Source organism: Acidaminococcus sp. (assembly GCF_050873445.1).
In the GTDB taxonomy this organism is placed as follows: Bacteria; Bacillota; Negativicutes; order Acidaminococcales; family Acidaminococcaceae; genus Acidaminococcus.
Map to the genome: position 1 here is coordinate 1 of NZ_JBNMIU010000017.1, position 23,084 is coordinate 23,084.

Below are 23,084 nucleotides of genomic sequence, written 5' to 3' on the forward strand. Positions count from 1 at the left end.
ACGGTAAGGCTGGGTATATGAAAAGCGTAATATACAGGATGGGTCCCGCCATCACTGACTACACCGTTTAAGGCCTTTGCGTAAATAGGGAGAGTAATTGTGCAATTACCGTTGACGTTAGTTATTGCATATCCCCACTGTATAATTAGACCTCCGAAAAAACTACCCAGGCACACATACCCATTCTGTGCGATATTGTACTTCACTCCGGAGGCCGTCAGTACCATCTTGAGCAGCTGGCCGAACCACGAATTCGTTTCAAGCGCTGTAATCGCGCTGATGGCCGTGGTAAGTGCCAGCTTCTTGATGATTCCTTCCGCGAAATCAGAAATCTGCGATGCCTGGAATTTCTTCCAAGAATTCAATAATCCACGCACCCAAGAAGTCGAAGCAATCTTATTATCAGAGCTGTCTTCAAGTTCCGTATCATTAGTCACATTTTTTACATCCGCAAAAGTAACCAACTGACTGCTATCCAAAACAGCTGAAACGTTCCCCGTATTACTAAAAGTTAAATTAAGCGTCATTCGTTTAGAAACAACCGTTGTGCTTCCCTCTGCCGGCATGGTGTCCGGATCAGGATCCATCATATACGCAAACATGATTTCTCCATCATCCGGATCAGTAGCAAACAGCCCAAGTTCCCGTTCCTTAAAGGCTTGCTTTACCCCTGTATTCGTTAAAGTAGATACCAACTTGACCGTAGTACCATCTACCGAGCAAGACGCAATGGTTAAATCTTTTTCTCGTTTGACCAAATCGGTCGGACTACTACTACTACTACCGCTACCAACGCTGATTTTCGTAAAAATCAAGGTTGCTAATCCTGCATCAATTTTTGCTTGTAATGCCAATCCCTTTTCCGTAAGTGTAAATCCTTGCCAATTAGCCATTTATATTCTCCTTCTTATAACACAATAGAACCGTTAACGCTGACCTCGCTATCGTCCATTATAGATGCCCCAATGCCAAGGCTTTGACTAAATACAAATTCATCTTTCAAATTACTTGATGTAACAATCTCTTCATCATCCATAATCCCAGCGCCAATAAAATAACCTCCATTTAATTGACGTTCAAATTCGATGGAGTCCAGCCAGCTGCGCAGATTCTTAGATTGCTGAACCAATTGAACCAGCTGGAGTGTTTTATTTTCATCCTGTGCCGGTTCCGTTAAGCCCTGTATTCTAAAATGATACGGGGCCGCCCCATAAGCTGGCCATTCTTCTACTTCCCCAGTTTTGAATACCGTATGTAGCGCTAGCTTAACGCTGTACAAAGTTCCTTTCTTCATATGCCACAAGATACTGGAGCGTATTAGCTGTTCTCTGGTCTCCTTGGAAAGATCTTCCTCATACAGATCCGTATGCAACTCCCAGGCTAAATGCAGAAGGGTAGCATCGTCATACCTGGATAGATTTTTCCACAAAAGCAGCGCATTGATACCATCATTGATATCCAGCAGCTTTTGCGTAACCACCTTTGCCAGAGCCTGCACTTCTTCATCATCAGCAATTGAGGAAGGGAGCAATGATGCCAAATCTAAAGTATTCAGATCATTCATCTTCTATCCCTCCATAGTTCACTGTATTGTTGCCACTATTTTTTGCAATGCCAATTACAAACGTATCGTCACGGTTTCCATCTTTAATTTTGGTAAAGGCTGGAGCTGTAATTTCTACCCGTTTGGCCCCGGCAGTTAAACATAATTGAATCAGTTTATCTGGGTTAATATCCCGGCCCATTTTAGAATCCTGCCAAGCAACATAGTCTGCCACTGCATTTTCTACATTACTGCGAGTTGTTTCTGTATCAATGCCTTTTCCCAGGTAATAAGTCATGTTAATGTCGTAGCTTGTTGTTTCCGGCACCTTAACAGCGACCTTGTCTGTCAGCGGTCTTCTAGTCTCATCAGATAAATAAGCAAGGACCGTGTTTTGCAGTTCTTCTCCTGGCAGACTTCCTCCGGCTTCTACAATATATACATCTACACTCCCCGGCTCTGGGGAAACAGCTTTTGCCTGGTTAATCAAAGATGATGCTGCTTTAGCAAAATATTCATAAGCCCCTGTCGGGCCAGCCGTACTGAATGATTCCGGTGCTTCCTCTGCACGTGTGCGCAGTGTTCCATCGTCTTCTTCGTCCGCTCCGCCTTCTGACGCTGTAGTATTTACGGCAGATGCAATATACGGTGCTATATCTATCATCGTCGTAACAGTACCCGCTGGTATCCCATTACCAGCTATACCGATTTTCTGACAAGTGCATTTGACCGTCCCGGAAGTGTCCCCAGCTTTGATGACCAGTGTTTCATCTGTTGCAAAGCAAATTTGTGAACCGTTACTTACACGGGTCCCTTGTGGAACAGCAACGTTGAAAGATACGGCTTTAGACAATGAAAACTTTTCTGTCAAGGTGGCTGCTGTTCCTGGAATCCTTGTCACCCCAAGCAGTGCTACCAGGTTGTCCAGATTTTCTCCTTCAGCATATTTCAACAGATTCTGCTTCCCCGTATAGTTGATTTTATTCAGCAGCATAATAACTACGGAAGCAATGACCAGAATAAAAAGTCTAATCGGATCCGCTTTTGCCAGTTTTCGTCCAGTTACAGCCGTATACACGTCCATCAGATATGTCACGACTTTTTCTTTATCAGCATTGACAAACTCCACTTCAGGCAAAGTATTTACATTCATAAATCACCACTTCCTTTTATTGAAACATCAACAATCGGCGTCAATCGTTGTTCATCCGTGTCATACTCAAAATCAATCGAGCGGATTACTACTCTTGGTTCATATCTCTGAATCGCATTAAAAAGCTCTTCCCGCAAAGCCCCTTCTGCTGACCCGTCCAGCGGCTCATCTACTGCATCCCACGAAATGCCAAATCTACGATCCAATGGAACACTGAATACATGAGTAGAAAGCAATGTTCTAATATTTTGAGCAATCTCTGCTGTCTGGGAATCCGGCTCCCAATCAATCACAGACTTTTTGTTTCCTGAAATAATCACTAGATATCACCTACCGTATCGTCTACCTGATCCAATACATCCAGTGCTTCCTGCTTGTATGCACTAGCCTTCTCTTTCACTTCAGCTATCTGGGATGCGATATTGCCCCATGGCGTACTAGCATTGGTTTCAGTTGCAGCATTTGCATCTACCCGGTATTCTTTCAATGTGACTGATACTGTGACAACATGCATTTTCCCCCGTTGCTTCCAATAAGACGGTTTTTCAGATAAGCCACTAATCATCCATTTGTTCTGACTGACAGGGCTGCTTCCCAAGATAAAGCTCACAACTTGCCCTGTATCTCGTATGTTTCTCAGAGTTTCTAGCTTTTCTTCGGGTGTTACATTGAGTTGTGCAAAAAGCTGGATGTCAAAGGTGATTTCCTCTGGTTCCAGCCCGGTGAATTCCATATGAGATTTTTCAGCAATGATTTCATGCTCTGCCAATTTGATGTTTCCCTGTCGGGAGTAGTTATCAAACGTTAATACCCGCCGGCTGGACACATTAAAAGTAATGCCTCCAAGGCTTCCTACGGTTGCCATACTACCCTCCTATAAATACATCCGGGCTGCCTGCTGCTACGCTGCCGCCACAGCTTACGCTATCGCCAATCCGCGCAGCCGGCCTCCCGTTAATAAAAACAGTGGCACTCCCGCCTGAAATATGGCCGACATGCGGGCTGTGTTCTGAGCAGGAATGGCTGGCATACGTATCATTCAACCGTCCAGCCTCTTTTCCATTGATAAATACGTTCCCGCTGGCAGAGGAAAGTGCAACAGGGGAACAGGAATCATGCCCCGTATTATTATCTCCTAATCGTGTTGCTGCTGGCATTGGATCATCTCCTACTCATTAATCTTCACAGTAGTGCCTTTTATGGTGATAGTACCAGCAGCCTGGATCGTCAGATTGCCAGTATTACTATCATGTTCAACATAGGACCCGTCGCCAAAATCAATCCGCCTGATTCCAGCTCCTGTTTTAACCGGGGTATCTACCTCATTGAAGAAACTTCCCAGTACAATACCTTCACTATTTCCTGTACCGCCGGAATTCGGGAGCATCAAACAAACGACCTGCTCGTTCACTGCTGGCAGCCAGTATTCCTTGCAATACAAGCTCCCGGTGTTCAACAAAGGCAGTTCATCGCTGACGGTATTATCCATATCCCGGAAAACAACACGGCAAGTCATTGTCTCAGGATTCACGCTGGAGACATTGCCAATCCGAATAATCCGGCGCAACGCTGAAAATAATTGACGATTATCAGTAGCCATTCAAGCACCTCCTGAGGTCTACAGAACACGTATACCCGCTTCCAAGCGAATGTTTTACCTGAGAAATGATATATTTGCCATCAAACTTGCCAAACCCTTTTACAGTTACCGTAAGTCCGGCAGACAGGTCCGTATCTCCCATACAGGTGAGACTTCCTGTCACTTCATCCTTATTCTTTTCCCGAAGTTCTTTCCGAGCCATGCGTTCCGCTTCTTCTACACTTTTTACGTCCTTTTTCACAAGCAGTGTTTTTCCTTCTGTTTTATTCGGGTCCGTGAAAGTCGCGCTTATTTTTGCTTTCTTTTTTCCTTGCGAATGCTCTACGGTGCAGGCCTTATACACGTCCCGCACAGACGAAGTAAACCGCCAGGAAGCCGGTTTCAGCTGTTTCAGTGTACCTTTACTGCTTGTGTCAGTAGAACTATCCACCACCGTACTGGCAGAAGCTGACAAGTCTTTCACCGTTGGCCGAATAAAAATCAAAGAGGGCTCAGCCGCTTCCATATCCGCCATATCAAAAATAACAATCTGATTATCTGTCACTTTCAAAGACAACCCGTTGTCCTGGCACAGCTTATCTAGGAATGCCAGATCCGACTGTTCTGCCTGTTCCACGCGTTCTAATGTAGGATTATCTTTAGCCGAAAAGTTCAGCTGCATTCCCGCATTGGCAGCAATATCCTGTGCAATTTTCTGCACTGTATAGCCTTCCCACGCCCGGGTATGTTCCTCTCCGCGCAACGTCGTATTATTGGGAACGGATACCGCTTTTATTTTGGCTTCGGACGGCATCGCGCTGCACTCGATTTCATCAATTTCGAACAGCCCTAGTGGCAGCTCTTTTTCTGCATCCATGGGAGCTGTCCAGTATTGGGTCAGAATAGAAGCAGTGAGCGTAGCTCCTTTGTCTGGGAACCACGCTTCCAGCCACAATCCGTTACGGTCTTCCAGTGTAAGCTGCAGATCATCCGCCTGCCCGGTCAGCGCATCCGTATATTCCACACTTTTTAGATACGGCTTGAGTGCCTCAGAAATATCTACTTTGTTGTAAGTAACCTTAGGGTACGCCCTGCGTACGTAGCCTGGCTGCTGCATAGCAGCATTTCCCAGCAACGAATCTATTACAGACATCCTTTATACCTTCTTCCATGGGGGCAGAATCGTCGTAGTTTGCGCCTGTATATCAGGGAGAGAAAGGCTGACATTGGCGGGGAAAATAATGGTCTCCCTATACATCTGATTCGCTTCCAGCAGTGCATTCATATACTTTTCATCCCCATAGACTTTTACAGCAATACCGTCCCTGGTATCGCCCTGTATCGTCTTATACACACGTTTACTCATAGCTCAGTCTCCGTCTATTATGCAAAATATTTTGAATCATGCTTTCAAGCCGTTCCCGTTCATCATCCAAAGCTCTCTGAATGACGTTAGAATCCGCATTTCCTGTAATGGTAATCTGAGGATTGTAGTTGATCTCTACTCCACCAGATTTATTTTTATCTGCTGCCATTCCAGTAATTAACCGTCCAGTGCCGGATAAAAGTGCGCTTGTTCCTTCCCGTGCATTGTCTCCAACAGATTTAGGCAAAAGTCCCATCATTTGCCCAGTTTGGGTCCACAACCTGGTCGCCCGTGCTGTTCCATTGATAGGTATAGCTGCTTCCGGGCTCTGTTCTGCAAAAGATGTCAAGAATGCTCCGCGTGCATAAATGCCTCCAGACGCATTTTCCGGGATACGATTTCCTGCTTCGCTAGCAGCATTACTATCTCCACCCTTCACAAAATTCACTACCGCCTGAATCGGAGCAGAAAAGATTTCTTTCAACGAATTCCACTTGTTGATGCACCAATCCACAGCTGACCCAATCAGATCGTAAATACTGCTGACAAATCCCGATACAGCATTAACTGCCGAATCCCAGACGGAAGACAGAAATTCAGATACCTGATTCCACAAGGACGTACACCAAGATGCCGCATTTCCCATAAGTGACATGATTATAGAGACAGCATTACCAACCGCCTCCGATACCATACCCCAAACAGATGCGACAAAGCTAGTAACGGCATTCCATTTATCCATAACCCAGGCAACAAAAGATGCCCAATAAGCCTGAATTCCATTCCAGAAATTCATAAGATATATTTTCAACGTATCCCAATTGCTGATAATCAAATAGGCAGCTACAGCAATAGCCATGATTACTAGCAGAATCGGATTGGCCATTAAAAAGGCTGTCGCAGCTCGAATACCTGAGGTCAATAATTTAAACCCGGTAACTGCTGATTTCACACTTTTTATCAACCCAGTCCCTAAAAAGGAGCCAAACTTACGAATAACAGGAAGGGCTTTGCCAATGCCTTCCTGAACAAAACCAATAGCATCTTTAACCCACATAAAGGCCTGATATGCTTTATGGTATCCAGCGATTGCTCCATTCACCCCTGTAGCACCGGCAGCCATACCTAATGCAATTCCCAAAATAGAACTGATTAAATCTTTATTTTTAGATGCCCAAGTAGAGAATCCTAAAGCAATCTGAGATACACGTTGGAGCAACGGGGTTATAGAAGGAAGCAGTGCACTCCCAATAGAAATTGCTGTCGCTGTTGCGGCATTTTTCAGAAGTATTAACTGGTTTGCCGTTGTCCCTGTTTGTGCTTCGAATTCCTTTTGCATGGATCCAGCATACCGTGATTTATCTGAAACCTTATTAAAGTTGGCCTGCAGCCCTTCGAGGTTCGATAACAACGGAGCAATAGCGCCAATAGATTCCTTTCCGAATAGATCAGATAAAACCGCTGCCTGTTTCTCTTTATCTAAGCTCTTCAAAGCCTTCAAGACCTCTATAATAGCTCCCTTGGCATCGGTTTGCATTTTGCCGGCCATATCCGCAGCATCGAGGCCCAATGTGGCAAAAGCTTCCGCCTGAGACTTCGTTGCTCCTTCCCCTGCTGTCATTCCAAGGATCAGGTTTTTAATACCGGTGGCAGCTACTTCACTTTGTACCCCGGATCCTATCATCGACGCGCCTAATGCTGCGATTTCACCAGAAGCCACGCCGCCGACTTCTCCCAATGGCCCAATCCGTGTTACAACATCTGAGATGAGCGGAGCCGATGCAGCCGTCGTATTGCCCAGGTAATTGATTTTATCTGCCAGTTCGACGACGTCGTCTTGATTCATTTTGAAGGCGGTACGCCATTTGGCCATCATATCCCCTGCCTGATCTGCTGAAATATCAAAGGCAACCCCCATCTTAGCTGCAGATTCTGCAAAAGATAATAAATCTTCTCTTGCGATCCCGGATTGGCCGCCTGCAGCAACAATTTTAGCAATACCGTCAGCCGACATGGGCAAGCGTTTGGATAACTCCAGGATGTCATTACCCATTTCCTTAAACTGGTCCGGTGTATCAAAGTCAACGACTTTACGAACATCCGACATAACTGATTCAAATTGTACGGCTTCTCGTATTGGCTGCATCAAGGTAAATCCAACGGCCGCAGCCTTTGCCGCATTGCCCATTGTTGCACTCGCTTTTGCGCCATGAGCATCATATCTCTGCTGCCTTACAGCTACCTGCTGTTCTTTCAAACCCGACATGGATTGGCCCAGTTCTTTAATGGCATTGTTGTATGACTTTGCCGAAATGGTTCCCTGCTTATAAGCCTGGCTCACAGCAGCCTGTGTCACTTTTACATCTGCCATTTTTTGTGTAAGTGCAGCTTGCTTCTGCGCAAGAGCATTGCTGCTATTAGATAGCCCTTTAATTTGATTTTTGGCTGCAGTAAACGCGCTGACAAAGGTTCCTGCTAAGCTTGCCCCAATAGCGACTTTAATCATCATACTATCTGCCACTCTTCTGCACCTTCTTCCGTTCTCTATCAATCACGGCATTCATAGATTCAACCCATAGAACAAGCTCACTGATAATTGGCATATCCAAGTATGAATCTATAGAGCTTTTGGTATACCTAGCCATGATAATAATAAGCTGCCTTATCTCGCCAGGATGAATTAACGGGGCTGGGTTTAGCCCTGTTCGGTTAAAAAATTGAGAACAGTGGTTGTAATTTTGACATAATCCGACCCGGGCATATCTAACACATCATCATATTTAATCCCCAGCATCTTAGCTGCTACTGCCGCCTGATACTTTCCACTAAACGTCAGCATGGGCGTCATTTCCCCGGAAGCTCTTACTGTCGATTCCGCCTGGCTTAAGTCACGGCCGGTTACTTTTCCAAAATCTAATTCAATCTGATTTACTTCTTTCCCGCCAATCTGGATTGGCTTGGTTAATTTAATCTTCTTCATTTTCTTTTCTCCTTTTCTTTTGCTATAATAAAAGCAAAGAGGTGATCGTCATGGAATCTAATTCAAGAATTGCTGCCCTGCTTGGTTTGTTGATGGCACTTCCCATCACGCTTTTTTGGACGTGCATATCCGGAATTGGCATCGCACTCGTTTGTCTTGTGATTTTTCCTTCGGAATACTTCCTACAAGCAGCACTCCTCTTTACCACAATTTTTTTTATCATTCTAAACATCAACGGCTGGCGCGAACTACGAAGGTAAGTCTCTTGCAAGCTAAAAAGAAAATGCTCAAAATGATGAATCCCCTTCCGACAAAGAAGGGGATCTTTTTTATTGCTATGGCTACCAAGTTACAGGCCTAATGCCTTACGAACATCATCAAGATAATCTGTACCGTTAATAGTTGCAATATAGTTCATTTTGTCAATTTCAGCCTTTGTCTCTCCATCAATCGTCAGCTTCAAATACATAGTTTCCAATGTCAGAGAACTGTCGGTACCAGCTCCCATTTCAAACTTGCCAAGCTCCGTGGATTTGGGCATACCTTTCACAATAAGCTTTACAGGTACCACCTTGATTTCATTCGCAGACTTGTCAAACACTTCCTGTGCACCACGAATGTCCAGTTTCTGTCCCTTAGTTGCACTGATAATAATTGCATCTTTATCTACAGTCCTGAAATTGAGTTTGGTTTCCATGCTAGCGTAATGGCCAATGACCGGCATATTAATTTCGCCGGCCACGCCAGCACCTTTCAGTGTTTCCGTCATAGCCTCCAGCTTGGGAAGTTCTACATCAACTACGCCAATCACATCATTGCTGTCGTTATATACGCGGAAATTTACAAGCAGGCTGGGTAATTCTGCCATATGTCCGTACCTCCTTTCATTATGCCATCATCAAAGATGCATACTGTTCCGAATCGAATTCATAGACTCCATCAATTTCACGCGTGGGCACCGGCGGAATAAAGGTTTTATGAATCTTAGCAATGCCGTCAACAATATCTGTTGTGGGATTATCTTCTTCTCGATATTCACAAGAGCCCGCCAAAATCACACCAGAAGATACCAGCCCATTCATACGGATGTTTTCCGAATCAATAATCGACTGGATGTATCGTTTCATCATCGGCTGGTCTACATCCGTCCAGTATGTCCGGATAAACGTCTGCTGATCCCAATTAAACATGGCCCGCACGCAGAAGAATCTGTCTTTCGGATCCGTATTCGTCGGATAGCAGGCCGTATTATTGCCCCAAAGCTTCCATCCGCCAAACAGGTTGATAGCCGTCACAATACCATTACCGTTCAGATAGTTGGCAGAAGACAGGCCCAGCTCAACTGCAGTTCCATCGGACAAGCAAAGCCCATCAATCTGTGCGGTCTTGTTGGAAGGAGATTTGTACGGAATATCATCATTTTCATAAGTCAAAAGGGCCTGCGTAGCCATAAGAATCGTAGACAGATGCAGTTTTTTTGCCCCCATAGTCGCCATCGGCCAGCAGACTACCTGATACTTGCTGGTAACGTTTGCTTTGTTTTTCCAGGCATACACGTCCGTATATTTCTTTGCGACCGTGGTACTGCCGTCAATAATGGCGACCGCCTTAAACAACCCGGAAATGCTGGCAGCTTTGGACGCCATGACTGCGGCCACTTCTGCGTTATCGCTATAACCAGGTGCCCCGATCATGCCAGGCACAACACCAAGCTTCGTAAAAATAGTATTGATAACTTCCAGCCCTTTTTCCTTACCTGTTGCAGCATCAATACCCCCGATAATGTCCTCATTTTTTACTTTGCTGGGATCTACCTTATCATAAGATACGGTCAGCGTTTCATCGCTGTAGTGGCTGCTGCTGGATACTAGCGCAATCACTAGGTTCCCATCATCATCAAAGGACGCAGTGTAATCCGTATCTGCTGCCAGCGTTACGTCGGAAGATTTAACGACCAGAGTATCTTTCAACGCATCTGCTTTGATGGTTACAGCATGATCCGTAACAGCAAGCGGAGAAGCAGAAACAGCCGTTTTATGTTTCGATTTATCCAGCACGTTGACAAAGATAACCGGGGATACTCCGTACAAAGAGAAGAACGTATAGATGGCTTCTGCGATCCCATAATCCCCAAAATCCGGTTTATAGCCGAACGCTGCCACAGCTTCTGCGTACGTGTAGCAGAGTACCGGCGTATTCGGTTCTGCCGGATTCGTTGCCAGATGAATCGGTGCTACGCCGACAATGACCGGCAAACATCCCTCTGTATTGACTGCCGGCTTAATAGCCGTAGCCTGTTCAGAGGTTTTGATGCCATGATAATAGCTCATTGATTAAGCTCCTTTCTGACGGTTACGCCGTCTGTGTAAAATTTGTTGTAAGAAGTCCCCTTTTTCTCAATAGCTTCCATTGCCGTGCTCAGCTGGGAAATCGGAATAAACAGCCTTGTAAGTTTGGCTTTTTGCTCCTCTGTTACAACATCAGAGAAAGCCGGGATACCGCCGCTGTATACCTGGTACTTGGTAAGACCCAGCCTAGGAATATTCGGCCCAATATAGGATACAGTCACTACTGCATTTTCTTTCTTCGTTTCCGCTGCAGCTGCGATTTCCGTATCTGTTGTCTTCGCAGTGCCTTCTGCGGCTTTTGTATCAGCCATATGTTACCCTCCCTTATTCATACAAAAAGGGCATTTGCTGGAAATTATCCAGATGCCCTACATAGTAATCCACTTCAATATATCCACTGTAATACGGTCGGTTTGGCTCATTATCAATGCTCCATTTCAACGGCTTCTTGAGCAAATCCTTTTTACCAACGGTACCCGTAGTTAAAAGGATTTGCCGGATGCGTTCAATCAGATTGACAGCGCCTAAATAACCAGCTTCCACAGCTTCATCACGGACGCAAGCTACAATCACGCATTTTACCGTGCTATCTTCCACACCATCCTCACCGGAAATCGGGCGAACCACAATATATGGAGCTACTTCTTCACTCCCTGGCTGCTTATCGTCCAGGTAATAGGTATACGTGGTGATACTCCTCGTTTTCCCGGAAGAATCTGTATATGTATACGCGGCCAGTTTCTCATCCAGCAATGTTTTTAATGCTTTGGCCAGCATAACAGCTGTCATGGCATTTCCTCCTTATTTTCCCACAATCCGGGCCAATTGCCGATTCAGCTCTTTATTGAGCTTTTCCGTCGTTGTTTTCTCCAATTCCTGCTGGATTTCTTCATTCTTCAGCATAGATGGAACAGACGGCCCGAACAACTTGTGGATTGGTTTTCTGGCCTTTCCATCTCTTTCAAAAACACCTACGCCGCTGCCAATAGCCATAATAAACGCCCGATCCAGCGTTGCACCGCCACCATTACGCTTAACGCGAGCTCGAATTTTTTTATTCTTACGACCTTTATGCTGGACCTTTTTCGGTGAAACTTTGAAGTGTGCCAACGAAATGGGATACCCTCTGCTGGTAATTTCTGCTTTCAGATTATCTATACTCGCCAATTTGGCGACTTGGATAGTCTTTCTGGCATTGCCAACGGTAACAAAATATCTCTTAGACGCTTCTCTTGCCATCTGAGTACGGGTAGAACGGGCAACTTTATTGACGCTCATGCTGACTGCCCGTTTTGCTTTTTCCGGGGCATCCGTCAGTGCTTGGATAAGCAAAGCAGCGCCTTCACATCGCACATCAATATCAATCATGTTTCATTCACCGCCCACGTAATAGTCAATACGCCTTCGTCGTCTTTGCAGAGAACCACCTGCCCATACTTCCCATCTACCCGGAAGGTGTCTCCGGTCTGGGGGACATAGGGCAGGTCTTCTTTTTTGACATTGATGACGCACCCGCTGCCGTACATAGCGTCGGTATATTTGGCTGCGGCTGCGGTTTCTGTGGTCAGATCATCATTGATGACTACCTCCTGCACAACGGCAATACATTCTGTGCCATTCAGATTATGCGTTTCAGCAAACTCCTCTGCATTAAGAAAAACATCAGAAATATCACCTTTGATGATGGACTTGAAATCAGCCAATGCGGACCACTACGGTTGCGGCATCACTGGCGGCATCTTCCAGGGCAATGCCGGCTTCCACTGTTTTCTCGCTGGACAAAGCGACGATATTATTATTGGTAGTGTCATAATACACAACGGCACCGGCTTTGATAGCTCCGGTGGCCTTTGGCATTTCATATGCTCCTGCGATGGAAACGGAACCATAGTCCCCCTCTGCGATATCCATTTCAGCCACACCGATGCAGCCAGTAAATGGGACAATATCCAGATACGCTACGTTGCTGGTGGCTTTATAATCAATTACATCCCCTTTGCGGGCAAATGCTGCTTTAGCCATGTTTTATATCCTCCTTCCCTTTATTTCCCGGCGTTCTTGTACAGGCCTTTGATATCCAGTACGGTTACGCCGTAATCCATGTAAATACGATAACGAATACCCAACGTATCAAAAGCAATCTGGCTTTCAATCGTAGGCATCTGCTGACCATTCAAGTACGTTACTTCAATGGTGTCCATCAGCATAGGATCAGCCGTCATGTACCACGCTGCACTGTCGATAGCATCCAGTTCGGCATCAGAAATGATCTGCATGGAGTTCATGAGCGGGTTGATGACGCCGCTGTTGTTGCTGTTCGGGTCAGAGGTAGAAGTCAGCATCTGGCGGGCTGTAAACTCCAGTTCTGCCGGCACAATCAGGAACTTCGGTACAATGTTCAGCATAGCTTCTCCGCGAAGATTCTTCTGCTTACGCATCGCAACCCGTCCGGCATTGATAGTCCCCAGAGATAATGCGCCCCCTGCAGATGCCAGGTTGCCATTCTTACTGGAATAATTTCCGGAAGCCGTCAGCTGCTGATATACCAGGCGGTTGATGCCACGTTTAGCAGCGGCGGCATAGAGAGCCGGGATACGGGTCAGTGCTCCCAGGTCATCATTGATGATCATCTGGCGGGTAAAGGTAAAGGACCGCCCAAAGGTCAATACTTTCTTCTTTGCACTGCCTTCAGTCAGTTCATCATGTTCAAACTCGCCATTTTCTTTAACTTCCACCAGTTCGCCGGCTTCAGACAGTCTATACTGGCTGGCTTCTTTGAAGTCCACATTGGACCCCGTAGAGGTGAAATACTGGAAGGTAGTCGGAGCTTCTGCATATGCCTTCGCCATGGTCTTATTGGCCACGTTGGACAGAATGCCAGGAAGTGCCCCAGTCCCGCTCAGAGCCGCACGGACTAGTTCATCATCATCCATACGCTGTACATGGGCCACGCCTTCACGTTCCAGCACATCACACATCAGAGAGCGCAGGCGCATAGAACGCAGTTCATCCGCCCCTGCAGCTGGCTTATCTACATGCACACCAGCACGCATCAGCAGCGCATCGGTTGCGGCTGCGCGGTATTTGTCAGCCTCATCTTCTTTAACTTCCAGATTAGCCGCCGGGACGGTATCCCTTGCAGCTTTGACCAGTACCTGGGCCTGCACCTCAGCCAGGCTGGTCCCTTTTTCAATGAATTCTTTGGGATCCACATTAAAATGACGGCACAAAACGGTAATGTTTTCACATCTTTCTCGTTCTTCCTGAATCGCTGCACGCAATGCTTCCCCCTTCTCTGCCGGCGGAACCGGATTTACCGGATTGGCAGTTTTTTTCTGTTCTTCACTCATGTTCTTTTCTTCCTCCTTCGGTTTTACTACTTTTACAATATGGTGAAACGCCTCTTCCTGAGCACGTCCCACTCCTACCGTGGCATCTGCAGGTACGGATACAATAGAGATTTCCATTGCTTCCCACTTAGTAGCCACATAACAAGGCCCTTTGATGATCCCGTTCGGAGTAGCCAATGATACATTTTCCTTTACTTCTGTATACTCGTTTACGACATACCCCACAGAGACGCCCTTCAGTGTCCCGGTTTTCACCTTCTGATACACCTTCTCCGATTCTTCATCTTCATCAAAGGTAATATCTGCATAGGCCCGGCCGTTTTCCATCCATACCCGGTCGATTTTCCCGATAACGGCATCCCGGTTATGGTTATACAGCACACAGCCAAGTCCGTTATTAAATCGAGACACATCCAGGGCTGTTTCATCTACCTGCAGCACTTCCGGTCCAAACCAGCGTTCATACGGCTCTTCACTGGCAAAGGATACGGTCATTGTCCGTTCGTTGTCTTTGTTTTCGGCCGCCCGAATTTCTCCGTCGCGCTGAAACATGCCAATCTGGCTATTTTGCAGTACTGCTTTTTTCTGTTTTTGCGGTTCCATTGGTAACACTTCCTTCCTGTAATGAGATACCATACGCCGCTTCCAGCTTTTTCTTATAAGCCTCTTCTATCGCCCGCTGTTCCAGCACTTCCTTCCAGTCCATGCCAGACCGTGCGCAGATGGTTGCCATCGTTCCCTGATTCGTTTCCAGTGCAATCTTGTTTGCTGTGGCTTCCTTTACCGGATCGACCCAGTCCCAGCCAGATGTATTCCAGCTATGTTCAAGATACCGTTCCTTGTGACTCCAAAAGTCAGGAATGACCAAAGTCTTTGCCGTGACCGCTGAAATCACCACTTCTTCATACACTGTATCCAAAAAATGATCTATCAGAAAACGCTGAATGCGTTCGTATGTCCGTTTATCCTCCAATGACCCCTGGCGAGCCGAAGAATAGGTTACTTGGCTCATGTCACGGCTGATTGCTTCATAGGAAAGCCCCATGCCGGAGCCAATCAGCCGAATCATAATAGCCAACATATCTTTGGCATTGGATGCCTGTCCCGTAGGAATGACGGCCTGTGCTTCGTCTCCTGGCTGCAATTCTTGAATCATACCCGGTGTCACGGTTTTACGTGGCAATCCCGTCCTGGCATCAATCTTCTGCCCTCTTCCCAGTTGGTTTCCTCCAGGCAAAGCTCTTTTGATGAAAACCCCAAAGCAGGCCAGAATCTTCTCTTTTAAGCTGATAGTATCCAGGTAATCCTCTGCGTCCGCAATACGGGTAATTGCCTGGGACATAGGAGACATTTCACGGATCTGGCTTGGACTTTTCTTTTCCCACAAGGCGATCACCTTATCCGCCGGAATACGTTTGGTATCAAGAGTGCTCCAACCGTCCGGTGTTTCCTCCTTAATCCAATAAGCCAGCGGTTTTCCATAGTCATTCACTTCAATGCCGCCCACTACCGATTTTCCATTATGCCGATAGGAAACTACACTATCGCCATCCAAATCGCTGACTTCCCGTGCCTGGAGCTGGAATGGAAACTTTTCATTTCCGCCATAGGTTTTGAGCAATAAAATACCGCCATCAATTTTTAGACGGCGGACAATCATATTACACATTTCATTAAAGCTCTGCGTCCCGGAAATATCACAGTTCTTTGGCTTACTCCATTCACGAAAAATATGCTCAATCTGGTTGTTCAATTTTTCATCCCCGGTATCTGCTTGCGGAACAAATCCGGATCCAACAATATTGCGTTCAAATGAGGCCAACAGCGAATTCATGATATCACTGTTCCGCTCTAAATCTCGTGCTTTTCTGCGTACCATGTCACGAGACATTGCATTGAGGCGTTCTGTATTCCCCTCAAGGGGCATCCAGCCATCCTGCCTTCTATGAGTTTCCCCGGAGCTGTACGCCTGCCTGAAAGCAATACGCTTATAAGCCTTCTCCGGGTTAAAAAAACCAATCAGCCGGTCAAGCCAATTAATCCCTGGTGAAACTTCCGACATAGCAGCCACCTCCTGTTTCTAACGAGGCAATTTCCTGCCGGAGTGTTCGTCGCTCTTTATACAAAGCCGACAAGTTTCCTCTTGTCAGGCTGCGGTTACCGATTGTGTACGACTGTGCCCCGGCTTCAATCTTTACTATGGCTTTATTAAGTTGTGCCAGTTCGGCTTTCAGATCGTCTACCAGCATTATTTCAGCCATCCTTCCTCTACATGAATAAATTCTTGGTTATCAACGTCCTGCGGTCGCCCGCTTACTCCCGGCTGCACAGCAGAGGCTTCTTTCTTTTCATCCAGATACCGAACCTGCAGCAGATCGGCTGCACAGGCCGCATAGACTTCCGCATCCAGATAATGGTTCTGCGCATGGGCTGTTTTGGGCACCCACGATTCCATTCTTCGGCCGCCCTTTACTGTGGCAATCTTGTGTTCTGATGTAATCTGCTCAGCATAATCAATATCTGACCCGTCATACACCATCCAGCATCCTTTGCCCAGTGGTCTGCGCAGACGACTGGCAATCATGTCTTTATACGAATCGCCATTAACGATATAAAGGGCCTGGCCATGATACTGTTTTCCTACGGCATCGATAGAGGAGCGGCGAAATCTCCCAACCATCTGGGTTGTAATCCCTTTTACCGGCACGCACCATTCTGCATTCAGCAGGCAAAAGTCATACACATCTTCTGTATCATAGCCGGAATCCATTGCGCAGAGATTAACCTGCCAGCGCAGCTCTCCATCCTCATCCGGCCACATCTTATTCATAATGGCTTCAATTTCTTCAAAGGATTCAGCCCAGCCATGAGCAATATTCTGGCTGGTCAACCGGTAGCCCCATGCCCGAATGGTCCAATAGAAACCGTTTTTCTGAACATCTATGCCGCCAGTAATGAGCTGTGTCCAGTGCGGCACCATTCCTTCCGGAATATCTGTTTGCCTATCTTGCACGGCATCGCTGTCCATAGTAGCGGCTTTGTCTTCCCACGGCTCACCCAGCCATGAATTGACAAAGTTCATCAACATCTCCGGATCATTTTTTGAAGTGAGAAATTCAGCTGCCACCGTACCAAACGTGAGCCATGGAGAATAGATGGAGTTGATTTGAAAACCAACCGAACGCGGCCGCCCTTGTACCTTATTAACAGGTACCCAGTGCCCCTGCTTGAGCATTTGAAGCTTCTGTCTGTCATCAATACGACCATGACAATGCTCACATTCATAATATGCCTGATATTGCACTACCGTGGTATCCGCTTCCCCATATTCGTTTTTCGGCCATTTTACCTGGCTAAATTTGAAGATAAGTAGTTTTCCGCAATGTGGGCATGGCATCTCATACTGATATTTCACGTCTGTGCCTTCATATGCCTTGTATATGGCTCCTGTTTTCAATGTGGGCGTAGATATTTTGACGACTTTAGCGACGGGCCAGTTTTTGGTTCGTTCCTCCGCCAGTTTGATAGGACTGGCCTCATTTCCGGACCAGACTGGGTATTTGTCAATTTCGTCCAATAATACGATAGGAACCGACCAGGACGCCAGTTCGGACGGGGACCGGGCAGAAGCAACAGCGACAAATCCGCCTTTGAACTTCAGGAATTTGGCATCGCTCTTCATATTCACCTTACCGGCAAATACTTCTTTATTGCTGCGGAACATCCGCTTTAATCGGTTATCAGAGAACTTAATACATAAGTCATCATCCGGCAATACGTAGTAGATACGGCTTGGCTTCTGGTCAATCGTGTATCCCACCATGTTGATCATACATTCCGACCCGCCAATCTGCGTGCTCTTGAGAAGCACGATTTCCCGAATGGTTTCATCAGAAAAGGTATCCATGATGAATTTCATATATGGTACAGAGGATGTATCCCACATGCCAGGGCGGCTGGTTTCCTCTTTGCTGAGCATACGGTATTTATCCGCCCATTGGGACACAGTAAGTTTTTCAGGAGGCTCAAACACTTGTAACGATTCCAAAATCGCCGCATGAAGTGTTTCTTTAACGTTTTCTTCCGACAGACTTCTTTCCACTGGCAAGCGTCTTCAACCCCCTTTCCACTTCGTCAGATACCAGATTTGCTACATCAAAAGCGCAGTCCGGATATGTAGTATAGAGCTGCTGCAGCACTTTTGCCTTGATATTCAGCATTGTCTGTTGTACCTGACTAAAAACATCTGACAGTTCTGCCTTGATATCTTCCACTGCAACATATTCTCCGATCATAACCTTGCGCTTCATCTCTTCCATATCCGCCCGGCTTTCCCGGTACCGGACATCGGCTTTCAGTTTCTGCGCTTCCAGGCTTTCCGGCTTGTTTTCTGCAGCATACCGCCATTCAATAACATCTCGCAGGTTATAAGTATCTTTCGCTACTTTGGGGCAGCCCTTTCTAGCCCAATCATTGATTGTCCGGACAGTCACGCCAAATACCATGGCACAGACTTTGGCCTTTACAATCACCTGGTCTTCTTTGATTTCGACCGGATCTTTGATTCTGGGCATCCCATTTCGTGCCTCCTTTCACCTGCTTTGCGGAACCCAAATTTGCAAAAATTTTTGAGAGAAATTCCGGGCGTCGCATGCACCCGCACTCGGCGCCCCCTTCCAGAAGGACCCATGCTCTCCACTTTTTCAAGTCAGACAATCAGCAATCCCCAGTGAGAAGTGTCACTCTCAGCGTGCAGACATGACAAGAGCCGCCTCTGACCGGGGCGGCTCTTGTCTCAAAGAGGTTCATGCTGAATGTAGTATATGCGTAAAAAGCAATGGCAGGGCTTCCCACCGTCACTGCTTACAGCTTACATAATAACACACCCTAGTTTGGTTATGTTGTGTTATTTCTGGTTATTTTGTGTTATTTGGTTTATATTCTTTGAATTCCACGGAATCTAAAAAATCCGGAAATCGGGTAGCCAGTAGGTAATCAAAATCCCTTACTGCTAAGGGGTAAAGGTGCCGGCAATAATCCTCAGATTTATGCACAATGGCAGCGATCTTCTTCCAGTTCCGGTGATTCACTACCCGCAGCAGTAACACACTCTTTGACACCCCCGGATCCAACTGTGTGATAAGGCTTCTGGCTTTCTCGCGCCATTTGATTAATTCGTCCCACTCTGTATTCAGCCAGGCTTCTACTTCCATGAGATTGGCCACTTTGTCCGCAATGTCCAGGGGCTGGCCACCATCCACCCGGTCCTGCCCTATATCCACACTTTTTAGATGGATCATATCCTCGTGGATCTTACGAATCTCGTCCTCCTTGCAGACTATGTCGGATTCCAAATCGTAAATCCTTTGCAAGAATTCTCCTGCGTCCATGTCAGCCTCCGATCATCCAAGCACAGAAGGCAGTGAATGCCAGGCCTGATATCATTCCAATCACTGCAGCCATCAGTGAGTACAAATCTTGATTCATCGGTGGTTCTCCTTTCTTTTCCGCTTGGGCTGATTCTGGTACCGTTTCTTTAACTCCTGTAAGCAATGCCAGGAGCATACTTCGATAGTACTGTACTCTTTGCCCCGCGGCTTGAATTTAAACACCCAGTCCTGCCAGAGATAAATCACGAACCGATGCTGGCAGATAGGGCATTCTCGTTCTCTTATCATCAGCTCCCCGGTAAAATTTCCTGTCACTCCCATGGTTACTTCCTCCTTGCTCGTTCCAGAGCCCGATAGGCCAGTCGGCTGCATTTTCTGATGCAGTCGTATTCATCGTTGCACTTTCGCACCAACTGCCCAAATTCGTCTCGCATCCAGTGCCACCCACCAGGGCGAAGGAGACGGCCGCAGAAGAAGCCCTGCGGGCCCTGCGCCGGAACGAATACGTGGATCCGGAGCGAATCACCTTCAGTACATTCGCAGCCGACTGGCTTGCTGCTTATGAGCAGGTAGCCAAGGTGAGCAGCGTACGGATAAGGCGGCACCAGGTGGGCATTCTGAACCGGTACTTTGGCAAGCTGCCTCTGCAATCCATCAAGAAAAAGGCCTACCAGGATGCTCTGCTGGCCATGGCAGCCACATATAAACCGTCTACCATCAGCGGGGTACATGCTGCGGCCAGGATGATCTTTAAAAAGGCCAGGGAATATGAACTCATATATACGGATCCGACGGAATTTGCAATGGTTCCCCGCCCTAAGCGCACGATCGTGGATCCTGATAAAAACGTGCCTCCACACCTGGAAAAGCCCCAGCTGAAGGAGTTCCTTCAAGCGGCCAGGGAACAGGGCCTGTACCCCGATTATCCTCTGTTCGTCCTCTTGTCCTACACCGGCCTGCGTATCGGTGAAGTCCTGGCCCTTACCTGGGAGGATGTGGACTTTGCGGGGAACGTCATCAAGATTTCCAAGACCCTGTATAACCCAACGAACAATGCCAGCAGCTATGAACTGCTACCACCCAAGACAGTGACGTCCGTCCGAGTGGTGTCCATGCCTCCCCATCTGAAGCAAGTTCTGGCCGGCTATAAACTGGAAGCCTCTAAATACCGGCTGGACTATGGCAACGAATGGCACTACCCCAAAGGCAGCCGGCAGGGATTCGTGTTCACTGCTCCGGCACACCCTGGGTACCCGCTCACCCAGCGGCTGGTCCAGATACGTATAGACCGGCTACAAAAGCTCGTAAACCCACCAATACCCATCCGGATCCATCCACATCTGTTCCGCCACACCCACGCCAGCCTCCTGGCAGAGGCCGGCGTTGATCTGGTGAATATTATGAAACGCCTGGGGCACAGTGACGATGCAACCACCAGGCAAATCTACCTGCATATTACAAAATCCCTGGCACAGGAAACGGCTCAGCGATTTGATGATCTTCTTGCCAAATAATAAAAAATCCTCCCGTATTTCTACGAGAGGATTTTTTATTGTGCAATTTTTGTGTATTTTGGTTATTCGACAGGCCAGTCAAGAGAATTTTTCTTGTGCACTTTTTGTGCACTTTTGGCCATTTTAAGGCAATGAAAACCCGCATAAAGCTAGGCTCTATGCGGGTTTCCGGATTTTAAATTACATCATGCCCGGCATTCCGCCGCCCATGGCAGGAGCGCTGGGAGCCGGTTTTTCAGCCGGTTTGTCGGCAACTACAGCTTCGGTGGTCAGGATCATGGAAGCGATGGAAGCGGCATTCTGCAAGGCAGAACGAGTCACTTTGCAGGGATCCACGATACCGGCTTTAATCATATCTACATATTCTTCCGTAGCAGCATTGAAGCCGGTGCCCTTGGCAGCCTTCTTCACACCTTCTACAATGACAGCGCCTTCCAGGCCTGCATTGCTGGCGATTTGACGAACAGGAGCTTCGATAGCGCGTCTTACGATATCGATACCGGTCTTTTCATCGCCATCTGCTTCAGCTTCCAGTTCATCCAGAACCGGCTGTACTTGCAGCAGGGCAGTACCGCCGCCGGCCACAATGCCTTCAGCCACAGCAGCACGGGTAGCATTCAGTGCATCTTCGATACGCAGTTTCTTATCTTTCAGTTCGGTTTCAGTAGCAGCACCAACCTTGATGACAGCTACGCCGCCGGACAGTTTGGCCAGACGTTCCTGCAGTTTTTCTTTGTCGAATTGAGAAGTGGTAACAGGAATCTGAGCACGGATGGAAGCAATACGATCAGCCACAGCCTGTTTGTCGCCGCCGCCATCTACGATGGTGGTCATATCCTTGGTAACCCGGACCTGACCACAGGTACCCAGATCATCCAGGGTAGCGCTGTCCAGTTTCCGGCCAACTTCTTCACTGATCACGGTAGCACCGGTCAGGGTTGCGATATCCTGCAGCATAGCCTTGCGGCGATCACCGAAGCCAGGAGCCTTCACAGCCACAGCCTTGAAGGTGCCACGCAGACGGTTCACGACCAGGGTTGCCAGAGCTTCGCCTTCTACATCTTCAGCGATAATCAGCAGTTCACGGCCTTGTTGTACAACTTTTTCCAGTACCGGCATAATATCGTTGATCAGGGTAATCTTCCGGTCAGTGATGAATACGTACGGATTGCTCATCACAGCTTCCATCTTATCCGGATCCGTTACCATGTACGGGGAAATGTAGCCGCGATCGAACTGCATGCCTTTTACGGTTTCCAGAGAAGTATCCATGGTCTTGGATTCTTCCACAGTGATGACGCCGTCGTTGCCGACCTTTTCCATAGCGTCAGCAATCAGACCGCCGATTTCTTCGTCACCGGCAGAAATGGAAGCAACCTGTGCTTTCTCTTCTTTGGTGCTTACAGCCTTGGCACTCTTCTTCAGTTCACCAACCAGAGCATCGGTAGCTCTCTTGATGCCCTTCTTCAGGACCATGGGGTTGGCACCGGCAACTACGTTCTTCATCCCTTCATGGACAATGGACTGTGCCAGTACGGTAGCAGTGGTCGTACCATCGCCGGCGATGTCGTTGGTCTTCGTGGCAACTTCACGGACCAGAGCAGCGCCCATGTTTTCAAACGGATCTTCCAGTTCGATGTCCTTGGCAATGGTCACGCCATCATTGGTGATGGTCGGAGAACCAAATTTCTTTTCCAGGACAACATTACGGCCTTTGGGCCCCAAGGTTACTTTTACAGCATCAGCCAGTTTGTTGACGCCGCGTTCCAGACCGCGACGGGCATCTTCATCAAATTTAATCAGTTTAGCCATTTCAATCGACTCCTTAATTCCAGATAATGTAAGGTGTGGTATCTTCTAC

The 23,084-nt window shown here is 47.2% G+C and carries 26 protein-coding genes; 1 reads left to right on the forward strand and 25 read right to left on the reverse strand.

Features of this window, described 5'->3' with window-relative positions; genetic code table 11:
* The 24 genes from ACR0QW_RS04410 to ACR0QW_RS04525 all read right to left on the reverse strand — a co-directional run.
* Nucleotides 1-893: hypothetical protein (locus tag ACR0QW_RS04410; RefSeq protein ID WP_432642500.1), on the reverse strand; the 893-nt coding region annotated here is incomplete at its 3' end.
* Nucleotides 894-907: 14 nt separating this feature from the next.
* Nucleotides 908-1,564, reverse strand: a complete 657-nt coding sequence (locus ACR0QW_RS04415) for a phage tail protein I (RefSeq protein ID WP_432642501.1) — start codon at nucleotides 1,562-1,564, stop codon at nucleotides 908-910.
* Nucleotides 1,557-2,696, reverse strand: coding sequence for a baseplate assembly protein (locus ACR0QW_RS04420; protein ID WP_432642502.1), 1,140 nt, complete (start codon nucleotides 2,694-2,696; stop codon nucleotides 1,557-1,559). Before ACR0QW_RS04420 ends, ACR0QW_RS04415 begins: the two co-directional genes overlap by 8 nt.
* Nucleotides 2,693-2,989: a GPW/gp25 family protein gene (locus ACR0QW_RS04425; RefSeq protein ID WP_432642503.1), complete on the reverse strand. Its 297-nt coding sequence runs from the start codon at nucleotides 2,987-2,989 to the stop codon at nucleotides 2,693-2,695. The genes ACR0QW_RS04420 and ACR0QW_RS04425 overlap by 4 nt, the downstream gene beginning before the upstream one ends.
* A gap of 26 nt (nucleotides 2,990-3,015) precedes the next feature.
* Nucleotides 3,016-3,561, reverse strand: coding sequence for a phage tail protein (locus tag ACR0QW_RS04430; RefSeq protein ID WP_432642504.1), 546 nt, complete (start codon nucleotides 3,559-3,561; stop codon nucleotides 3,016-3,018).
* 1 nt (nucleotide 3,562) lies between these two features.
* Nucleotides 3,563-3,853, reverse strand: coding sequence for a PAAR domain-containing protein (locus tag ACR0QW_RS04435; protein ID WP_432642505.1), 291 nt, complete (start codon nucleotides 3,851-3,853; stop codon nucleotides 3,563-3,565).
* Between the two features lie 11 nt (nucleotides 3,854-3,864).
* Entirely contained in the window at nucleotides 3,865-4,296 is a 432-nt protein-coding gene (locus tag ACR0QW_RS04440; protein WP_432642506.1) for a phage baseplate assembly protein V, read from the reverse strand.
* The gene (locus ACR0QW_RS04445) at nucleotides 4,286-5,428 is read right to left on the reverse strand and encodes a phage late control D family protein (RefSeq protein ID WP_432642507.1); all 1,143 of its coding nucleotides are present in this window, start codon (nucleotides 5,426-5,428) and stop codon (nucleotides 4,286-4,288) included. Before ACR0QW_RS04445 ends, ACR0QW_RS04440 begins: the two co-directional genes overlap by 11 nt.
* A gap of 3 nt (nucleotides 5,429-5,431) precedes the next feature.
* On the reverse strand, nucleotides 5,432-5,641 hold the full coding sequence (locus tag ACR0QW_RS04450; protein WP_432642508.1) for a tail protein X: 210 nt from the start codon (nucleotides 5,639-5,641) through the stop codon (nucleotides 5,432-5,434).
* On the reverse strand, nucleotides 5,634-8,150 hold the full coding sequence (locus tag ACR0QW_RS04455; RefSeq protein ID WP_432642509.1) for a phage tail tape measure protein: 2,517 nt from the start codon (nucleotides 8,148-8,150) through the stop codon (nucleotides 5,634-5,636). Before ACR0QW_RS04455 ends, ACR0QW_RS04450 begins: the two co-directional genes overlap by 8 nt.
* Before the next feature lie 186 nt (nucleotides 8,151-8,336).
* Entirely contained in the window at nucleotides 8,337-8,621 is a 285-nt protein-coding gene (locus ACR0QW_RS04460) for a phage tail assembly protein (RefSeq protein ID WP_432642510.1), read from the reverse strand.
* 349 nt (nucleotides 8,622-8,970) lie between these two features.
* On the reverse strand, nucleotides 8,971-9,489 hold the full coding sequence (locus tag ACR0QW_RS04465; RefSeq protein ID WP_432642511.1) for a phage major tail tube protein: 519 nt from the start codon (nucleotides 9,487-9,489) through the stop codon (nucleotides 8,971-8,973).
* 19 nt (nucleotides 9,490-9,508) lie between these two features.
* Nucleotides 9,509-10,951, reverse strand: a complete 1,443-nt coding sequence (locus ACR0QW_RS04470; RefSeq protein ID WP_432642512.1) for a phage tail sheath family protein — start codon at nucleotides 10,949-10,951, stop codon at nucleotides 9,509-9,511.
* A complete protein-coding gene (locus ACR0QW_RS04475) occupies nucleotides 10,948-11,280 on the reverse strand; it encodes a hypothetical protein (protein ID WP_432642513.1) in 333 nt (110 codons plus the stop codon). The genes ACR0QW_RS04470 and ACR0QW_RS04475 overlap by 4 nt, the downstream gene beginning before the upstream one ends.
* A 13-nt stretch (nucleotides 11,281-11,293) precedes the next feature.
* Nucleotides 11,294-11,758: a hypothetical protein gene (locus ACR0QW_RS04480; protein ID WP_432642514.1), complete on the reverse strand. Its 465-nt coding sequence runs from the start codon at nucleotides 11,756-11,758 to the stop codon at nucleotides 11,294-11,296.
* A 12-nt stretch (nucleotides 11,759-11,770) separates the two neighbouring features.
* The gene (locus ACR0QW_RS04485) at nucleotides 11,771-12,337 is read right to left on the reverse strand and encodes a phage tail protein (RefSeq protein WP_432642515.1); all 567 of its coding nucleotides are present in this window, start codon (nucleotides 12,335-12,337) and stop codon (nucleotides 11,771-11,773) included.
* Nucleotides 12,334-12,564, reverse strand: a complete 231-nt coding sequence (locus ACR0QW_RS04490) for a hypothetical protein (RefSeq protein ID WP_432642516.1) — start codon at nucleotides 12,562-12,564, stop codon at nucleotides 12,334-12,336. Before ACR0QW_RS04490 ends, ACR0QW_RS04485 begins: the two co-directional genes overlap by 4 nt.
* A 100-nt stretch (nucleotides 12,565-12,664) precedes the next feature.
* Entirely contained in the window at nucleotides 12,665-12,991 is a 327-nt protein-coding gene (locus ACR0QW_RS04495) for a DUF2190 family protein (protein WP_432642517.1), read from the reverse strand.
* A 20-nt stretch (nucleotides 12,992-13,011) separates the two neighbouring features.
* Complete coding sequence (locus ACR0QW_RS04500) at nucleotides 13,012-14,922, reverse strand: prohead protease/major capsid protein fusion protein (RefSeq protein ID WP_432642518.1); 1,911 nt, start codon at nucleotides 14,920-14,922, stop codon at nucleotides 13,012-13,014.
* Nucleotides 14,882-16,381, reverse strand: a complete 1,500-nt coding sequence (locus tag ACR0QW_RS04505; protein WP_432642519.1) for a phage portal protein — start codon at nucleotides 16,379-16,381, stop codon at nucleotides 14,882-14,884. Before ACR0QW_RS04505 ends, ACR0QW_RS04500 begins: the two co-directional genes overlap by 41 nt.
* Nucleotides 16,356-16,568 (reverse strand): hypothetical protein, encoded by a 213-nt coding sequence (locus ACR0QW_RS04510; RefSeq protein WP_432642520.1) that lies wholly within the window; start codon nucleotides 16,566-16,568, stop codon nucleotides 16,356-16,358. Before ACR0QW_RS04510 ends, ACR0QW_RS04505 begins: the two co-directional genes overlap by 26 nt.
* The gene (locus tag ACR0QW_RS04515; RefSeq protein ID WP_432642521.1) at nucleotides 16,568-18,421 is read right to left on the reverse strand and encodes a terminase gpA endonuclease subunit; all 1,854 of its coding nucleotides are present in this window, start codon (nucleotides 18,419-18,421) and stop codon (nucleotides 16,568-16,570) included. Before ACR0QW_RS04515 ends, ACR0QW_RS04510 begins: the two co-directional genes overlap by 1 nt.
* A complete protein-coding gene (locus tag ACR0QW_RS04520; protein ID WP_432642522.1) occupies nucleotides 18,390-18,893 on the reverse strand; it encodes a hypothetical protein in 504 nt (167 codons plus the stop codon). Before ACR0QW_RS04520 ends, ACR0QW_RS04515 begins: the two co-directional genes overlap by 32 nt.
* 342 nt (nucleotides 18,894-19,235) lie before the next feature.
* On the reverse strand, nucleotides 19,236-19,709 hold the full coding sequence (locus ACR0QW_RS04525) for a hypothetical protein (protein ID WP_432642523.1): 474 nt from the start codon (nucleotides 19,707-19,709) through the stop codon (nucleotides 19,236-19,238).
* A gap of 437 nt (nucleotides 19,710-20,146) precedes the next feature.
* Between ACR0QW_RS04525 and ACR0QW_RS04530 the strand changes: the two genes are divergently transcribed.
* Nucleotides 20,147-21,223 (forward strand): tyrosine-type recombinase/integrase, encoded by a 1,077-nt coding sequence (locus ACR0QW_RS04530; protein ID WP_432642524.1) that lies wholly within the window; start codon nucleotides 20,147-20,149, stop codon nucleotides 21,221-21,223.
* 180 nt (nucleotides 21,224-21,403) lie between these two features.
* Here the strand turns inward: ACR0QW_RS04530 and groL are convergent, their stop codons facing one another.
* Nucleotides 21,404-23,035, reverse strand: a complete 1,632-nt coding sequence (gene groL / locus ACR0QW_RS04535) for a chaperonin GroEL (protein WP_432642525.1) — start codon at nucleotides 23,033-23,035, stop codon at nucleotides 21,404-21,406.
* Between the last annotated feature and the right edge of the window lie 49 nt (nucleotides 23,036-23,084).

Bases quoted from the DNA above. Each gene is read 5' to 3' on its own strand.
- ACR0QW_RS04440 (WP_432642506.1), bottom strand. From the start codon at position 4,296: ATGGCTACTGATAATCGTCAATTATTTTCAGCGTTGCGCCGGATTATT.
- ACR0QW_RS04420 (WP_432642502.1), bottom strand. From the start codon at position 2,696: ATGAATGTAAATACTTTGCCTGAAGTGGAGTTTGTCAATGCTGATAAA.
- ACR0QW_RS04455 (WP_432642509.1), bottom strand. From the start codon at position 8,150: ATGATGATTAAAGTCGCTATTGGGGCAAGCTTAGCAGGAACCTTTGTC.
- ACR0QW_RS04475 (WP_432642513.1), bottom strand. From the start codon at position 11,280: ATGGCTGATACAAAAGCCGCAGAAGGCACTGCGAAGACAACAGATACG.
- ACR0QW_RS04485 (WP_432642515.1), bottom strand. From the start codon at position 12,337: ATGATTGATATTGATGTGCGATGTGAAGGCGCTGCTTTGCTTATCCAA.
- ACR0QW_RS04435 (WP_432642505.1), bottom strand. From the start codon at position 3,853: ATGCCAGCAGCAACACGATTAGGAGATAATAATACGGGGCATGATTCC.
- ACR0QW_RS04470 (WP_432642512.1), bottom strand. From the start codon at position 10,951: ATGAGCTATTATCATGGCATCAAAACCTCTGAACAGGCTACGGCTATT.
- ACR0QW_RS04495 (WP_432642517.1), bottom strand. From the start codon at position 12,991: ATGGCTAAAGCAGCATTTGCCCGCAAAGGGGATGTAATTGATTATAAA.
- ACR0QW_RS04460 (WP_432642510.1), bottom strand. From the start codon at position 8,621: ATGAAGAAGATTAAATTAACCAAGCCAATCCAGATTGGCGGGAAAGAA.
- ACR0QW_RS04510 (WP_432642520.1), bottom strand. From the start codon at position 16,568: ATGCTGGTAGACGATCTGAAAGCCGAACTGGCACAACTTAATAAAGCC.
- ACR0QW_RS04520 (WP_432642522.1), bottom strand. From the start codon at position 18,893: ATGCCCAGAATCAAAGATCCGGTCGAAATCAAAGAAGACCAGGTGATT.
- ACR0QW_RS04465 (WP_432642511.1), bottom strand. From the start codon at position 9,489: ATGGCAGAATTACCCAGCCTGCTTGTAAATTTCCGCGTATATAACGAC.
- ACR0QW_RS04525 (WP_432642523.1), bottom strand. From the start codon at position 19,709: ATGGACGCAGGAGAATTCTTGCAAAGGATTTACGATTTGGAATCCGAC.
- ACR0QW_RS04500 (WP_432642518.1), bottom strand. From the start codon at position 14,922: ATGGAACCGCAAAAACAGAAAAAAGCAGTACTGCAAAATAGCCAGATT.
- ACR0QW_RS04505 (WP_432642519.1), bottom strand. From the start codon at position 16,381: ATGTCGGAAGTTTCACCAGGGATTAATTGGCTTGACCGGCTGATTGGT.
- ACR0QW_RS04445 (WP_432642507.1), bottom strand. From the start codon at position 5,428: ATGTCTGTAATAGATTCGTTGCTGGGAAATGCTGCTATGCAGCAGCCA.
- ACR0QW_RS04480 (WP_432642514.1), bottom strand. From the start codon at position 11,758: ATGACAGCTGTTATGCTGGCCAAAGCATTAAAAACATTGCTGGATGAG.
- groL (WP_432642525.1), bottom strand. From the start codon at position 23,035: ATGGCTAAACTGATTAAATTTGATGAAGATGCCCGTCGCGGTCTGGAA.
- ACR0QW_RS04415 (WP_432642501.1), bottom strand. From the start codon at position 1,564: ATGAATGATCTGAATACTTTAGATTTGGCATCATTGCTCCCTTCCTCA.
- ACR0QW_RS04430 (WP_432642504.1), bottom strand. From the start codon at position 3,561: ATGGCAACCGTAGGAAGCCTTGGAGGCATTACTTTTAATGTGTCCAGC.
- ACR0QW_RS04450 (WP_432642508.1), bottom strand. From the start codon at position 5,641: ATGAGTAAACGTGTGTATAAGACGATACAGGGCGATACCAGGGACGGT.